This window comes from Streptomyces sp. TM32, from assembly GCF_004122755.1.
GTDB classification, from domain to species: domain Bacteria; phylum Actinomycetota; class Actinomycetes; order Streptomycetales; family Streptomycetaceae; genus Streptomyces; species Streptomyces sioyaensis.
Map to the genome: position 1 here is coordinate 1 of NZ_SDIG01000082.1, position 14,240 is coordinate 14,240.

Annotated in this window: 9 protein-coding genes and 1 pseudogene; 7 read left to right on the top strand and 3 right to left on the bottom strand. The window is 71.4% G+C overall.

The annotated features are described in order from the left end of the window. The first annotated feature begins 97 nt into the window (after window positions 1–97). The 4 genes and pseudogenes from EST92_RS18770 (at window position 98) to EST92_RS18785 (ending at window position 5,897) form a co-directional block, all read left to right on the top strand. The gene (locus EST92_RS18770) at window positions 98–943 is read left to right on the top strand and encodes a DegV family protein (RefSeq protein ID WP_129282045.1); all 846 of its coding nucleotides are present in this window, start codon (window positions 98–100) and stop codon (window positions 941–943) included. Window positions 944–1,388: 445 nt separating this feature from the next. Next, complete coding sequence (locus tag EST92_RS32265; protein ID WP_343283804.1) at window positions 1,389–2,126, top strand: ComEA family DNA-binding protein; 738 nt, start codon at window positions 1,389–1,391, stop codon at window positions 2,124–2,126. After that, window positions 2,123–4,813, top strand: a pseudogene (locus EST92_RS18780) (ComEC/Rec2 family competence protein); the annotation flags it as partial. The gene EST92_RS32265 and the pseudogene EST92_RS18780, both read left to right, overlap by 4 nt. Before the next feature lie 283 nt (window positions 4,814–5,096). Next, complete coding sequence (locus tag EST92_RS18785; protein WP_129282046.1) at window positions 5,097–5,897, top strand: arylamine N-acetyltransferase; 801 nt, start codon at window positions 5,097–5,099, stop codon at window positions 5,895–5,897. 87 nt (window positions 5,898–5,984) lie between these two features. On the opposite strand, the gene EST92_RS18790 is transcribed toward EST92_RS18785, so the two are convergent. Continuing rightward, window positions 5,985–6,251 carry a hypothetical protein gene (locus tag EST92_RS18790; protein ID WP_129282047.1) on the bottom strand — a complete coding sequence of 89 codons (267 nt, stop codon included), beginning with the start codon at window positions 6,249–6,251 and terminating at the stop codon, window positions 5,985–5,987. A 109-nt stretch (window positions 6,252–6,360) separates the two neighbouring features. On the opposite strand from EST92_RS18790, the gene holA reads away from it, so the two are divergent. Beyond that, window positions 6,361–7,344 carry a DNA polymerase III subunit delta gene (gene holA, locus EST92_RS18795; RefSeq protein ID WP_129282048.1) on the top strand — a complete coding sequence of 328 codons (984 nt, stop codon included), beginning with the start codon at window positions 6,361–6,363 and terminating at the stop codon, window positions 7,342–7,344. Between the two features lie 248 nt (window positions 7,345–7,592). Here holA and EST92_RS18800 read toward each other — a convergent pair whose 3' ends face one another. Continuing rightward, window positions 7,593–8,435 carry a hypothetical protein gene (locus EST92_RS18800; protein ID WP_254068909.1) on the bottom strand — a complete coding sequence of 281 codons (843 nt, stop codon included), beginning with the start codon at window positions 8,433–8,435 and terminating at the stop codon, window positions 7,593–7,595. Window positions 8,436–9,267: 832 nt separating this feature from the next. After that, window positions 9,268–9,534 (bottom strand): 30S ribosomal protein S20, encoded by a 267-nt coding sequence (rpsT, locus tag EST92_RS18805; RefSeq protein ID WP_006605677.1) that lies wholly within the window; start codon window positions 9,532–9,534, stop codon window positions 9,268–9,270. Between the two features lie 361 nt (window positions 9,535–9,895). Here rpsT and lepA point away from each other — a divergent pair, with 361 nt between their 5' ends. Together lepA and EST92_RS18815 are read left to right on the top strand one after the other, a co-directional pair. After that, window positions 9,896–11,770: a translation elongation factor 4 gene (gene lepA, locus EST92_RS18810; RefSeq protein ID WP_129282049.1), complete on the top strand. Its 1,875-nt coding sequence runs from the start codon at window positions 9,896–9,898 to the stop codon at window positions 11,768–11,770. 401 nt (window positions 11,771–12,171) lie between these two features. Next, on the top strand, window positions 12,172–14,061 hold the full coding sequence (locus tag EST92_RS18815; protein WP_129282050.1) for an AMP-dependent synthetase/ligase: 1,890 nt from the start codon (window positions 12,172–12,174) through the stop codon (window positions 14,059–14,061). Window positions 14,062–14,240: the final 179 nt, after the last annotated feature.

Consider the following 14,240-nt stretch of genomic DNA (forward strand, 5'->3'; position numbering starts at 1 on the left):
GGGGGCGGGCTCTTGGCAGAGCTTTGGGGAAACCTGGAAGATCTTGGGGAGGGGCCCGCACTGTGCGCCGTCCGGATCCCCGGATAACCTCCCATTCATGTCCCGCCATGTCGCGATCGTCACCGATTCCACGGCCTACTTGCCGCGGACGGCTCTCGAACGCCACCACATCACGGCCGTGCCGCTGACCGTCGTCCTGGGGGACCAGGCCCTGGAAGAGGGCACCGAGATCTCCGCGAGATCCGTCGCGGAGGCGCTCCAGAAGCGCCGGCCGGTGACGACCTCCCGGCCCAGCCCCACGATGTTCGCGGAGACCTACCGCACGGTCGCGGACGCCGGCGCGGACGCCATCGTCTCGCTCCACCTCTCCTCCGAGTTCTCCGGCACCTATGACGCGGCGGTGCTCGCGGCCAAGGACGCGCCGGTACCGGTCCACGTCGTGGACACCGGGATGGTCGCGATGGCCCTGGGCTTCTGCGCGCTCGCCGCCGCGGAGACGGCCGAGGCCGGCGGGGACGCGGACGACGCGGTAGCGGCCGCGGAGAAGCGCGCCGCCGGCACCTCCGCCTACTTCTACGTCGACACCCTCGACTATCTGCGCCGTGGCGGCCGGATCGGCGCGACCCAGGCGCTGCTCGGCTCCGCTCTTGCCGTCAAACCGCTCCTCCAACTGTCCGACGGGCGGATCGAACTGCTGGAGAAGGTCCGTACGGCCTCCAAGGCCATCGCCCGGCTGGAGGAAATCGCCGTGGAGCGGGCGGGCGAGGGCCAGGTCGATATCGCGGTGCACCATCTCGCCGCGGCGGAGCGCGCGGACGCGCTGGCCCAGCGGCTGCGGGAGCGGGTGCCCGGCCTCCACGAGCTGCATGTGAGCGAGGTCGGCGCGGTGATCGGCGCGCATACGGGACCAGGGCTGCTGGGGGCTGTGGTGTCGCCGCGCTGAGAGGTGCGGCGGAGCGCCCCGTGGGTGACGAAGTTATCCACAACTGGGGCGCTGTCCACCGGATGTGAGGCACCTCGGCGAGATCCGCGCGGAGTGCTTAGCGTCGGTCGGTATGAACTCGTCTCACTCCATGTGGCCTGCGGATTCGTCTTCGTCGGCACGTTCTTCCTCGTCAGCGTCGTCAGCGTCGTCAGCGTCGTCAGCGTCGTCGCCCTTGTCGGCCTCGTTGGCCTCTTCGGCTCCGTTCCATCCGGTGGTTCTCCCGGAGGGCTCCGGCGCTTCGAGGCCATCGGGTGCGGCGCAGGGGCGTGCGGGGGAACGCGAGCAGGTGCGGGCTCGGGCTGCGGCGATCTTCGGCGACGCGGGGGTGGGCTCCGGGGCCGGACCGCCGCCTCCGGAGCACGGTCCGCCGGACCCTCGCCGCCGTGAGCGGCTGTGGCTTGCCGTGCGTGAACGGCTTCCGCTCTGGGTGCAGTTACGGTGCGGCACCGACCCGAAGGCGCTCGCCGCCCTGGTCCTCGTCCTGGTGGTGGCCGTGGGATTCGCTGTCCAGCACTTCTGGACCGGACGTCCCGAGCCGGTCCGGGCCCCGGCTGCCGACCGGTCCGCGGGCGCACCCGGCCCCGCCTCGCGCTCGTCGTCACTGCCGTCCTCGTCTGCCGCCGCGGTGGCGAATGGTCCGCCGGGGGAGGCGGGCCGGCAGCTGGTCGTCGATGTGACGGGCAAGGTGCGGCATCCCGGAGTTCACCGGATGCCGCCGGGGTCGCGGGTGATGGACGCGCTGCAGGCCGCGGGTGGAGTGCTGCGCGGGGCGAGCATCCGGGGGCTCAACCGGGCCCGTCGGCTGACCGATGGCGAGCAGATCGTGGTGGGTGCGCCTGGTGGCGGGGCCGGTGCCGGTGGCGGTGGTGGGTCCGGTCCGAGTGGCGCTGGGGCCGGCGGCTCGGGAAGTGGGTTACCGAGTGCCGGAGGCGGTGCCGGCGGCCCAGGTGGTCCGGTCAGCCTGGGCTCGGCGACCGAGCAGCAGCTCGACTCCCTCCCCGGAGTGGGACCCGTGCTGGCTCGCCACATCATCGAATTCCGCACCCAGCACGGTGGATTCACGTCGGTGGAACAGCTCCGCCAGGTGACCGGCATCGGTGATCGCCGGTTCGCCGATCTGCGGCCCTTGGTGGAGCCATGACCGGTTCGCGCGCCACCGTGCATGCCCGGGCCGTATCGCGGCACGGTTCCTCGGACCCGCATCAAGACGGCCCGGTCGATCTGCGGCTGGTCGCGCCCGCGCTGGCGGCCTGGGCGGCTGCGGCGATCAGCCTGGGCGTTCCCGGCGGGGGAGTGGCGGTGGCGGTGGCCGTGGCCGTGCTGCTCGCGGTGTGCGTGTGGTGGGTGGCCGTGGTGCGGTACGGGGCGGGACGTGGCCCAGGGGCGGCCGAGGGGGATGGCGTCACGCCGCGGGCCGACACCGACGGGCGGGGAACGACGGTGCCCCGTGCCCGCTCTTGTGGCGTTCGGTCGGCGGGGACGCTGGTCGCCCTGGCGGCGGTGCTGTTGTGCGCCGGGGCGGGGGCCGCATCCGCGGCGTTGCACGCATCGGATCTGCGGCGCGGGCCGCTGCCGGCCCTGGCGGAGCAGTTTGCGCAGGTCACGGTCGAGCTGGAGGTGACCGGCGACCCTCGGCCGACCCGCCCCACGGTGCGGGGGTCCCAACGGATGCCCCCGGTACTGGTGTTCACGGCCGAGGCCGTACGCGTCACGGCGCCGAACGGCAAGGTCACCGCGGTCCGCACGCCGGCCCTGGTCGTCGTACAGCAGCGCGGAGGGGGCCCGGGTGCCACCCTCCACGAGCCGGGCCCGGCACACCGCGACGCAGGCAGGGAGGGCCTCTGGTCGGCATGGCGTGGGCTGCTGCCCTCGGCCCGTATCCGGGTGGTGGCACGCGCCGCGCCGCCGCTGTCACCGGCCGCTCAGGTTGCGGCCGTGCTGCGGGTCACCGCTGATGCTCCGCCGGTCAAGGTCGGTGCGCCGACCGTTCTGGGACGGCTGGCGGGAAGCCTGCGGGAGGGCTTGCGCGAGGCCGCCGACGGGCTGCGCCCCGATGCCCGTGCGCTGTTGCCGGGGCTCGTCGTGGGGGACACCTCGCGCGTGCCGCCGGATCTCGACGACGCCTTCCGCGCCACCGATCTGACGCATCTGCTCGCCGTTTCGGGCAGCAATCTGACGATTGTGCTGGCCCTGTTGATCGGGCCGCCCCACCTCGCGACGCGTGCCGAGCGCCGCGGGCTGGCGCCGCGGCTGGGGCTGTCGTTGCGCGGCACGGCGGTGGTCGGAGGCGCGCTCGCCCTGGCCTTCGTCGTGGTGTGCCGTCCGGATCCGAGCGTGCTGCGGGCCGCCGCCTGCGGGCTGATCACGCTGCTCGCGATCGGCACCGGCCGCCGTCGCTCACTCCTGCCCGCGCTCGCAGCCGCGGTCCTGCTGCTGGTGCTGTACGACCCGTGGCTCGCCCGCAGCTACGGCTTTCTGCTGTCCGTTCTGGCGACCGGCGCGCTCTTGCTGCTCGCACCGCGCTGGAGCATCGCACTGCAACGGCGCCGGGTGCCGCCCCGGATCGCCGAGGTGATCGCCGCCGCGGCCGCCGCCCAGGCGGTCTGCGCACCCGTTGTCGCCGTGCTGGCGGCCCGGGTGGGGCTGGTGGCCGTGCCCTGCAATCTGCTGGCCGAACTCGCCGTGGGCCCTGCGACGGTGCTGGGTTTCGCCGCGCTCGCTGCCGCCCCCGTCGCGTTGCAGGTCGCCCGGGCGCTGGCGTGGTGCGCGGGCTGGCCCGCCGAATGGATCGCCGGGGTGGCCCGTGCGGGCGCGGCGTTGCCGGGAGCGGAGTTCGAGTGGCCGGGTGGCTGGGCCGGTGGGCTGATGTTGGCGGTCGTGCTGGTGGTCCTGGTACTGGTGGGCCGCCGGTTGCTGCGCCGTCCCTGGCTCTGCGCGGTGTGTGCGCTGGCGGTGCTCCTGGCGGTCTGCCGTCCGGCTCCGTTCACCCGCGTCATCACCGGCTGGCCGCCGCCCGGCTGGCGAGCGGTGGTCTGCGACGTGGGGCAGGGCGACGGCCTCGTGCTGGCGGCCGGGGACGGTACGGCGCTGGTGGTGGACACCGGACCGGAGCCCCGTGCCATCGACCGATGTCTCACGGACCTGGGCGTCCGCCGCATCCCGCTGCTCGTCCTGACGCACTTTCACGCAGACCATGTGGACGGGCTTCCGGGGGCGCTCCGCGGCCGTTCGGTCGGCGCGATCGAGACCACGACTCTGGAGGATCCGCCCGGCCAGGCGCAGTTCGTGCGCACCACGGCTGCCGCGGCCGGGGTCCCGATCGTCCGCGCGGCAGCGGGGGAGCGGCGTCACCTGGGGCCGCTCAGCTGGGAGGTCCTGTGGCCACCCGGCCTCCCTGACCTCCCCGGCCCAGGCGGCCCGGGTGCTCCCGACAGACAGGCTGCCGGCCTCGATGGCCGCAACGGTTCCGCAGCCCTCGACGGCCCGAACGACGCCAGCGTCACCCTGCTCGTCCATACGCAAGGACTGACCATCCTGCTCCTCGGCGACCTCGAACCACCTGCACAACGAGCACTGTGGGCGGCTCATCCGGAGCTGGGAGCGGTCGATGTCCTGAAGGTGGCGCACCACGGCTCCGCCCATCAGGACCCGCTGCTGATACGCCGGTTGGCACCCCGTCTGGCACTGATCTCCTGCGGTGCCGGCAATCCGTACGGCCATCCGGCCCTCGGCACCCTCACGGCGTTGCGCGCCCAGGGCGTACGGGTGCTGCGTACGGACACCGACGGGTCCCTGGCGATCCTGGGCGCCACGGCCAGGCTGTCCGCGACGGTGAGCGGCCACCGGACCCTGGCGCCGCAGGCCATGGGCAGGAGAAGACGCGCGGCCCGGCCGGGGGCCGGAGCAGCCGTGCGGGCCCGGGCGGGATCCGGACCAGCCTCGCGACCCCGGCTCATGCGCGCACACCCCGCGTGGGTCCAGCCGGTGGCCGAAGGCCCCGTGCCGGTCCGGCCGGGGCCCCGAGCGGGCCGCGTAGGCTCGGACAGTCAGGGAAGTCCGCCGCAAGAGGACGGGCCCGCCGCTGGTTCGCTCCGGAGAGGACAGACACCTGATGGATGCCGCTGCTGCCGATGCCTACCTCGACCGGATGGGCGCCGCCCGCCCCGCGTCCCCCGATGCCGACGCGCTGCGTGCGCTGCACCTCCGTCATCTGCGGGCCGTCCCCTTCGAGAACCTCTCCCTCCACCTCGGCGAGGAGATCGAGCTCGCGGAACAGCCGCTGCTGGACAAGATCGTCCGAGCCCGGCGCGGCGGCTTCTGTTACGAGCTCAACGGCGCCTTCGCCATGCTGCTGCGCGCACTCGGCTACGAGGTCGAGATGCTGTCCGCCCGCGTGTTCGGCCCCGAGGGGCCCGGGATCCCGTATGACCACCTCGTCCTGCGCGTCGCGACGCCGGACGGGCCGTGGCTCGCTGACGTCGGCTTCGGCCGGCACAGCCACTTCCCGCTCCGCTGGGACAGCCGTGCCGAGCAGAGTGACCCGGGCGGGGTGTTCCGGATCGAGGACACGGCGGAGGGGGATCTCGATGTGCTCAGGGACGGATCCCCGCAGTACCGCATCGAGCAACGCCCGCGTGCCTTGGCGGACTTCGAGGTGGGCTGCTGGTGGAACCGGACCTCGCCCCGGTCGCAGTTCACCCAGTCCCTGGTGTGCTCCCGGCTGACGGAGACCGGGCGGGTCACCCTCTCCGGTCGTACGCTCGTGTTCACCGGGGCGGACGGCATACGCGAGGAGCGCGAGGTGGGCGCGGGCGAGGTCCTCGCCGCCTACCGCGAGCACTTCGGGATCGTGCTGGAGCGAGAGCCGGTGGTCGGTGGGGCGAGGGCGTCCGGGCCCGGCACCGAGGCCTGAGGCTCGACGCCGGGCGACATCACGCGCTATGGGGCACCCGCCCGCCGCCCCACACCCGCCCCGGCTCCGGATACCCGGCTCCGGGGGTCACTCGGCCTCGCGCCAGCCCTCGTGCTCCGCCGCGAGGTCGTGCAGCTGCTCCGGGTCGTGGGCGGCGTCCGGGTCTTCGACCACCACCAGCCACTGCGCATCCTCGGCGTCGTCCTCACCAGCCAGGGCGTCCCGTACGAGCTGCGGCTCCTCGGCGAGACCGAAGCGCTCCGTGAGGGCTTCGGCCACCTCCTCCGCTGCGTCGCGGTCGGGCAGTACCAGCACATGCCGTACGTGTCGTGGGTGTGGGGAAGCATCGTTCACCTGGCCATTGTCCGACAGGGGAGGGCGGTCCGAACCGGCAGGGGGAGGGCGGTCCGAGGCCGGTTGTCAGTGGGCCGGTTGTCAGTGGGGCGTGGGATGCTGGACCGCGATGGCCAGGAAGACAGCTCACGACGACCCGCTCGCCCCCGTCACGATCGCGGTGGGCCAGGAAGATCTGCTGCTCGACCGCGCGGTGCAGCAGGTGGTGGCGGCTGCCCGGGCGGCCGACGCGGACACCGATGTGCGCGACCTCACCCCCGACCAGCTGCAGCCCGGCACCCTCGCCGAGCTGACCAGCCCCTCCCTGTTCGCCGAGCGCAAGGTCGTGGTGGTGCGGGCCGCCCAGGATCTGTCCGCGGACACGATCAAGGACGTCAAGGCGTATCTCGGCGCGCCCGCCGAGGAGATCACCCTGGTGCTGCTGCATGCCGGCGGCGCCAAGGGGAAGGGCCTGCTGGACGCCGCCCGTAAGGCCGGTGCGCGGGAGATCGCCTGCCCCAAGATGACCAAGCCGGCCGACCGGCTGGCCTTCGTCCGGGGCGAGTTCCGCGCGGTGGGACGTTCGGCGACGCCCGAGGCATGCCAGTCACTGGTCGAGGCGATCGGCAGCGATCTCCGGGAGCTGGCGTCGGCCTGTTCGCAGCTGGTCGCCGATATCGAGGGCATGATCGACGAGGCCGTCGTCGCGCGCTACTACACGGGCCGGGCCGAGGCGTCGAGCTTCACCGTCGCGGACCGTGCCGTCGAGGGCCGGGCCGCCGAGGCGCTGGAGGCACTGCGCTGGGCGATCTCCACCGGCGTGGCCCCCGTTATGATCACCAGCGCGCTCGCCCAGGGCGTCCGCGCCATCGGCAAGCTGGCCTCCGCCCCGCGCGGCGCTCGCCCCGGCGACCTCGCCCGCGAACTGGGCATGCCGCCCTGGAAGATCGACCGGGTGCGCCAGCAGATGCGCGGCTGGTCGGCGGACGGCGTGGCCACGGCGCTGCGCGCGGTGGCGGCGGCCGATGCGGGCGTCAAGGGCGGCGGGGACGATCCGGCGTACGCCCTGGAGAAGGCCGTCGTGGTGATCGCCCGGGCGGCCCGTTCGCGCTGAAGAAGCGGTGGCGCGCGGCGCGTTGCGGCGGAGGTACGGCCACGCGCCGTGGGCCGGGCGTACGGGCGCCACGGACGGCAGGGGGCGCGGCAGGGGCGGCACCCGACGATCCGCGGGGCCGCGGCGGGCCGTCGCGTGCCCCCGCCGGCCCGCCGAGCCCCATCTCGCGTTCTCGCGCCCCCAACCGGTGATCCTCCTCGCGACTGCTTACCGCGTACCGCGTACCGCTTACCGCATATCGCGCCTGCTTACCGCGACCGCGCGCTCTGCAGCCGCTTGAGCGTCTCCGTCGCGCTGGTCTTCAGCATCGTCGCCACCTCGGTGGAGGTCGGCTGCCTGGCCGTGCTGCTGCTCGACGCATAACTCGACCACGTCGACTGGAACGTCACCCAGCCGTCCCGGACGGCGAGGATCACATACGAGCTGTTGCTTGAGCTGCCGTCGTCCTTCCGGGTCACGAGGTAGGCCTCGTCACCGATGCCCGGCACGTTCTCGACCGTGTAGCGGGTCGAGGTCTCCTGCTTCTCGTACGAGAGGTAGCCGTCGGCGAACTCAGGTGCCGGGTCGGTCTTCTTGTGCAGCGTGACGGTGTTGTACATCCAGGTCGAGGAGTAGTCGGAGCTGCCGGCGTGCTCCGGTTCCAGCGAGACGTTGCACGACATGGTGTCCATGGTGTTCAGCTGGGCGCCGCTGTGTTCCGGGTTGGCGTCCTTGGAGGACGTGCTCGCCTTGGTCTTGAAGTGGGCGTTCTCGAACGGGGCCAGCGAGGTGTCCGCGCACAGATCGCCGCGGTAGGCATACCCCGCCAGGTCGGGCCTGGGCTCGTCGGAGAAGCTGCCGGTGGCGAACAGCACGGAGGCCCAGATCGCGGAGGCGGCGACGGCGCCGCCGATCGCCCAGAGCCAGCCGGTCTTGGCGCGGCCCGCACCTTCAGGAGCGCCGGGCGCTCCTACGGGTGTGCCGGGCGGCCCCGGTGGAGGGGAGGGGATGCCGGCCGCCGGATAGCCGTATCCGCCGCCCGGCCCTTGTGGCGCGGGCTGTTGTGCGTACGGATTCTGCGGCGGGGGCACCGGATGCTGTGGCGCGGGCACCTGACCGTAGGGATGGGGTGGTGGCTGGGAGTATGGATTGTTTTGTTCCCCCGATATCGACATGGCCGAAGATTAGCGGACATCACCGAAAACAGAACCGACTCTGCGCAGCAGATTTTTCCGAAGTGTCGTAGCCCGCGAAGCGGCAGGTCGGGACGGGAAACAAGCGGAAGCGCAGGGTCCCGTTATTTTGTAGCCACAACTAGAGGACACCGGTGACGGAGCCGGAACCTTCCGCCACGCCGCCACAACCCGCCGTGACAGGTACGCATGACCCAGGCCGCCGACCCGCGAGTGCCGGCCGCGCCCCGGATGCAAGAGCGCCGTAATAACGGGAATCCCACGGCATAACGGGAATCCCACGGCAGCTCCCTTACCTCATGGCCCTCACGCGAATCCCCTGCACAAATACCCACGCAGGAAACCCCCGTATCGAATCCGCCGCAACAAGTCCCGCACGGAATGCCTCGCACAGCAAATGCCCTCAACGCAAACCCCGTATCCCAACCCCCGTAACGCAAATCCCGAAATGCAACCCCCACAATCCGGACCCCACAGCCCCCACGCACGACAAAAGCCCCGCCTCGTCCCTGGGGAAGGGGGAGGCGGGGCCTTCGTCTCAAGCGAAAGTGGCTTCGTCGGCGGTGGACGCCGGGCGAGCCGGGTGCGCCGCACCCGCGTGGCGAACGCAGGCCGTGTGCGGCGCGGTGGTGCACCGGTCAGGGAGCGGAGAGAGGGGCCGCTGGGTCCCTGTCGGCAGGGGTACTGCAGATGCTGCGGGTGGATGAAGATCCAGGCCTGGTCGGGCCGGTGAGCTTCGTCCGGGGGAAGGTCAGCCCTTGAGGGTCGCGACCTTCTTCGCCAGCGCCGACTTCTTGTTGGCGGCGGCGTTCTTGTGGATGACACCCTTGCTGACGGCCTTGTCGAGCTTCTTGGCGGCCTCGGCCTGGGCGGTGGCGGCCTTCTGCAGGTCACCGGCCTCCACGGCCTCGCGGGTGCGACGGATCGCGGTCTTCAGAGTGGACTTGACAGCCTTGTTGCGCTGACGAGCCTTCTCGTTGGTCTTGATCCGCTTCATCTGGGACTTGATGTTCGCCACGAAAGAGCCTTTTCAGGTTCGTTGGAGTTTCGAGTTGCGCCACGCACGAAAGAGGGCACGAAGCGCAGTGGACCAGGCTACCAGCAGGGTCTACGGCCTCCCAAACCGGACCGGACCTGCCCTCCGGCCGGCCCGCTGCCCCCGTCCCGCCACGGCGCCGGGCTCCGCCCTCCGAAGGCCTCCGCCCGCCACCCGAGCCGCGCTCCAGCCTCCACCCGACCGGCGTTCCCGCACCCTGCCGGACGCCCTCGCCCCCTCCCCGCCCCGCCCAAACCGGACCGGGGCCCTCGCGCATGGGACCATGGGGGGAGACGTCATATACCCGAGTCCCGCCTACCCGCGTTCACTGAATGGACCCTGCGTGCCCGCGACCCCTACGAACGTGCCGGAGCCGAGCCGTACCGATCCGGCCCTCCTCCGTAACTTCTGCATCATCGCGCACATCGACCACGGCAAGTCGACGCTCGCCGACCGGATGCTCCAGCTCACCGGTGTCGTCGACCAGCGGCAGATGCGCGCGCAGTACCTCGACCGCATGGACATCGAGCGCGAGCGCGGCATCACGATCAAGTCCCAAGCGGTCCGGCTGCCCTGGGACCCCTCCGAGGGGGAAGAGGGGAGTGGCACGACCCACATCCTCAACATGATCGACACCCCGGGCCACGTCGACTTCACCTATGAGGTGTCCCGCTCGCTCGCCGCGTGCGAGGGCTGCATCCTCCTTGTCGACGCCGCTCAGGGCATCGAGGCCCAGACGCTCGCCAACCTCTATCTGGCGATGGAGCACGACCTCACGATCATCCCCGTCCTCAACAAGATCGATCTGCCGGCCGCGCAGCCCGAGAAGTTCGCCGCCGAGCTGGCCAATCTGGTCGGCTGCGACCCCGAGGACGTGCTGAGGGTCTCCGCCAAGACCGGCGTCGGCGTGCCCGAGCTGCTGGACAAGGTCGTCCGTGAGGTGCCGGCCCCGGTCGGCGTCAAGGACGCCCCGGCCCGCGCGATGATCTTCGACTCGGTCTACGACGCCTACCGCGGTGTCGTGACGTACGTGAAGGTCGTCGACGGCACGCTCGGCAAGCGCGAGCGCATCAAGATGATGTCCACCGGCGCCGCGCACGAGCTGCTGGAGATCGGCACCAACTCGCCTGAGATGAAGCCCGCCGACGGGCTGTCCGTCGGTGAGGTCGGCTATCTGATCACCGGTGTGAAGGACGTCCGGCAGTCCAAGGTGGGTGACACGATCACCCAGCTCACCAAGGGGGCCGAGGAGGCGCTGGGCGGCTACAAGGACCCCAAGCCGATGGTGTTCTCGGGGCTGTATCCGCTGGACGGCTCGGACTACCCCGAGCTGCGCGACGCGCTGGACAAGCTCCTGCTCAACGACGCCGCGCTGGTCTACGAACCGGAGACCTCCGCGGCCCTCGGCTTCGGCTTCCGCGTCGGCTTCCTGGGCCTGCTGCACCTGGAGGTCATCCGCGAGCGCCTCGAGCGCGAGTTCGGCCTCGATCTGATCGCCACCGCCCCCAACGTGGTCTACCGCGTGGACATGGAGGACGGCGCCGAGCACGAGGTCACCAACCCGAGCGAGTTCCCGACGGGCAAGATCGACAAGGTGCACGAGCCGGTCGTCCGGGCCACGATCCTGGCGCCCAGCGAGTTCATCGGCGCGATCATGGAGCTGTGCCAGAACCGTCGCGGCAACCTCCTCGGCATGGACTACCTCTCCGAGGACCGGGTCGAGATCCGCTACACCCTCCCGCTCGCCGAGGTGGTCTTCGACTTCTTCGACCAGCTCAAGTCCAAGACCCGTGGCTATGCCTCGCTGGACTACGAGCCCACCGGCGAGCAGGTCGCCGACCTGGTGAAGGTCGACATCCTGCTGCACGGCGACAAGGTCGACGCGTTCTCCGCGATCTGCCACAAGGACAAGGCCTACGCCTACGGTGTCCGGCTGGTCGCCAAGCTGCGCGAGCTGATCCCGCGGCAGAGCTTCGAGGTGCCGATCCAGGCCGCCATCGGCAGCCGGGTCATCGCCCGTGAGACGGTCCGCGCCATCCGCAAGGACGTCCTCGCCAAGTGCTACGGCGGTGACATCTCCCGTAAGCGGAAGCTGCTGGAGAAGCAGAAGGAAGGAAAGAAGCGGATGAAGATGGTCGGCAGCGTGGAGGTCCCGCAGGAGGCCTTCATCGCGGTGCTGTCCTCGGACTCCGACGGCGACGCGAAGGCGAAGAAGTAGGAAGAAACGCGAAGCAACAAGAAGAAGCAAGGCGTGGCGCACCGTCGGTAGTGGCCGCGTGCGGCGGTGCGACAGGGCGCCGGTCTCCTCGGGGGCCGGCGCCCTGCCGTCATGGCGGCCGCACGACGGAAGGAACCCTGGGAGGAATCCCGGAGGGAATGTGGAAGGGATGTGGAGCCCGCTGTCGGGGCGGTGTGATCCGTTCTGCCAGGTGGGCGCGGTGCGGGGGCCGGTGCGACGCACTATCGGGCATTGCGGGTGCTACGTACACCTATCGCGCCGGTCACATCGTGAACGAGTCGTCCACAGCCCCTTACGCGGCGGCGCCTCGCGCTCTACTCTGATCTCTGCTCAAGGTTACTCGCGAGTCACCAGCAACGAAGCGGGCCCCGGAGGACGCCGTGACGGACACCCACACGCTGATCGAAAACCGGCCGCCGTCGGTGGCACACCTCTTCCTGGAGCGGGTCGCGGCCACGCCCGATATCGAGGCCTATCGCTATCCCGTCCCGCCCGCCTCGGGGCAGGGGCCGGACGACTGGAAGGTGATCAGCTGGGCCCAGGCAGCTGACCGCGTCTACGCCGTCGCCGCCGGGCTCATCGCCCTGGGGGTGCGCCCCGAGGAGCGGGTGGCGCTGGCCGCCGGCACCCGCGTCGAATGGATCCTCGCCGACCTCGGTGTGCTGTGTTCCGGCGCCGCCACCACCACGGTCTACCCCAGCACCAACGCCGAGGAGACCGCCTACATCCTGGCCGACTCCGGCAGCCGGGTGCTGATCGCGGAGGACGCCGGACAGCTCGCCAAGGCCCGCGAGCGGCGTGCCGAGCTGCCCGAGCTGGCGCACGTCGTCGTCATCGACGACACCGGCGTCCAGCCCTCGGCCGAGGACCCCGATGACTGGGTGCTCACCCTCGCCGAGCTGGAGAAGCGCGGCACCGCCCATCTGGAGAGCAACCCGGAGTGCGTCAAGGAGCGGGTCGCCGCGCTGCGCGCCGACCAGTTGGCGACGCTGATCTACACCTCCGGCACCACCGGCCGCCCCAAGGGCGTCCGGCTGCCGCACGACTGCTGGTCGTACATGGCCCGCGCGATCCAGGCGACCGGGCTGGTCGCCGAGGAGGACGTGCAGTACCTCTGGCTGCCGCTGGCGCACGTCTTCGGCAAGGTGCTGACCGCCGGGCAGATCGCCACCGGCCAGGTGATCGCCGTGGACGGCCGGGTCGACAAGATCATCGAAAATCTGCCGGTGGTCCGCCCCACGTACATGGCGGCCGTGCCGCGGATCTTCGAGAAGGTCTACAACGGTGTGGCGGCCAAGGCCCGGGCGGGCGGTGGCGCCAAGTACAAGATCTTCCAGTGGGCGGCCGAGGTGGCCCGCGAGTACGCCAAGGTCTCGCAGGACAACTTCCGCCGCACCGGCAACGCCTCGGTGCCCTTCGCCCTCGGCGCCAAGCACAAGATCGCCGATGCGCTCGTCTACGCCAAGCTGCGCGAGGCGTTCGGCGGCCGGCTGCGCGCCGCGGTCTCCGGCTCGGCCGCGCTCTCCCCGGAGATCGGTTACTTCTTCTCCGGCGCCGGCATCCACATCCTGGAGGGCTACGGCCTGACGGAGTCCAGCGCCGCCAGCTTCGTCAACCCCGGCGAGGCCTACCGCACCGGCACGGTCGGCAAGCCGCTGCCCGGTACCGAGGTGCGGATCGCCGAGGACGGCGAGATCCTGCTGCGCGGCCCGGGCATCATGCAGGGCTACCACGGCCTGCCGGACAAGACCGCCGAGGTCCTGGAGGAGGACGGCTGGTTCCACACCGGCGACATCGGCGAGCTCTCCCCGGACGGCTATCTGCGGATCACCGACCGCAAGAAGGACCTGATCAAGACCTCGGGCGGGAAGTACATCGCGCCGGCCGAGGTGGAGGGTCAGTTCAAGGCGGTCTGCCCGTTCGTCTCCAATGTCCTGGTGCACGGCGCCAACCGGAATTTCTGCACCGCGCTGATCGCCCTCGACGAGCCGACGATCATGACCTGGGCCGCGGAACACGGTCTGGCCGGCAAGAGCTATGCCGAGGTCGTCGCCACCGACCAGGCCCGCGAGCTGATCGACGGCTATGTCGAGCGGGTCAACGAAGGGCTCCAGCGCTGGCAGCAGATCCGCAAGTTCCGGCTGCTCCCGCGCGACCTGGACATCGAGCACGGTGAGGTGACCCCCAGCCTCAAGATCAAGCGGCCGGTGGTGGAGCGGGCGTTCAAGGACCTGCTCGACGAGATGTACGCGGGGTCGCGCGAGGCGTAGCCGCGGTGCGGCGGGCCGGGCCGCCCGCGGTGCGGCGGTACGGGGCCGGGCCCCGCCCCGTACCGCCGCACCCGTACGGGTGAAGCCGGCCGTGGCGGGAACCGCGGTCCCCGCTGCCCTCGTCCAGGTGGGTTTCCGGGCGCCGCTGCGCGCGTCGGCCAACTCCCTCCGCGCGTCAG

What these genes read in the sequence shown, in the direction of transcription:
- EST92_RS18770 (WP_129282045.1), top strand. Translation starts at nt 98, where the DNA reads ATGTCCCGCCATGTCGCGATCGTCACCGATTCCACGGCCTACTTGCCG.
- EST92_RS18785 (WP_129282046.1), top strand. Translation starts at nt 5,097, where the DNA reads ATGGATGCCGCTGCTGCCGATGCCTACCTCGACCGGATGGGCGCCGCC.
- holA (WP_129282048.1), top strand. Translation starts at nt 6,361, where the DNA reads ATGGCCAGGAAGACAGCTCACGACGACCCGCTCGCCCCCGTCACGATC.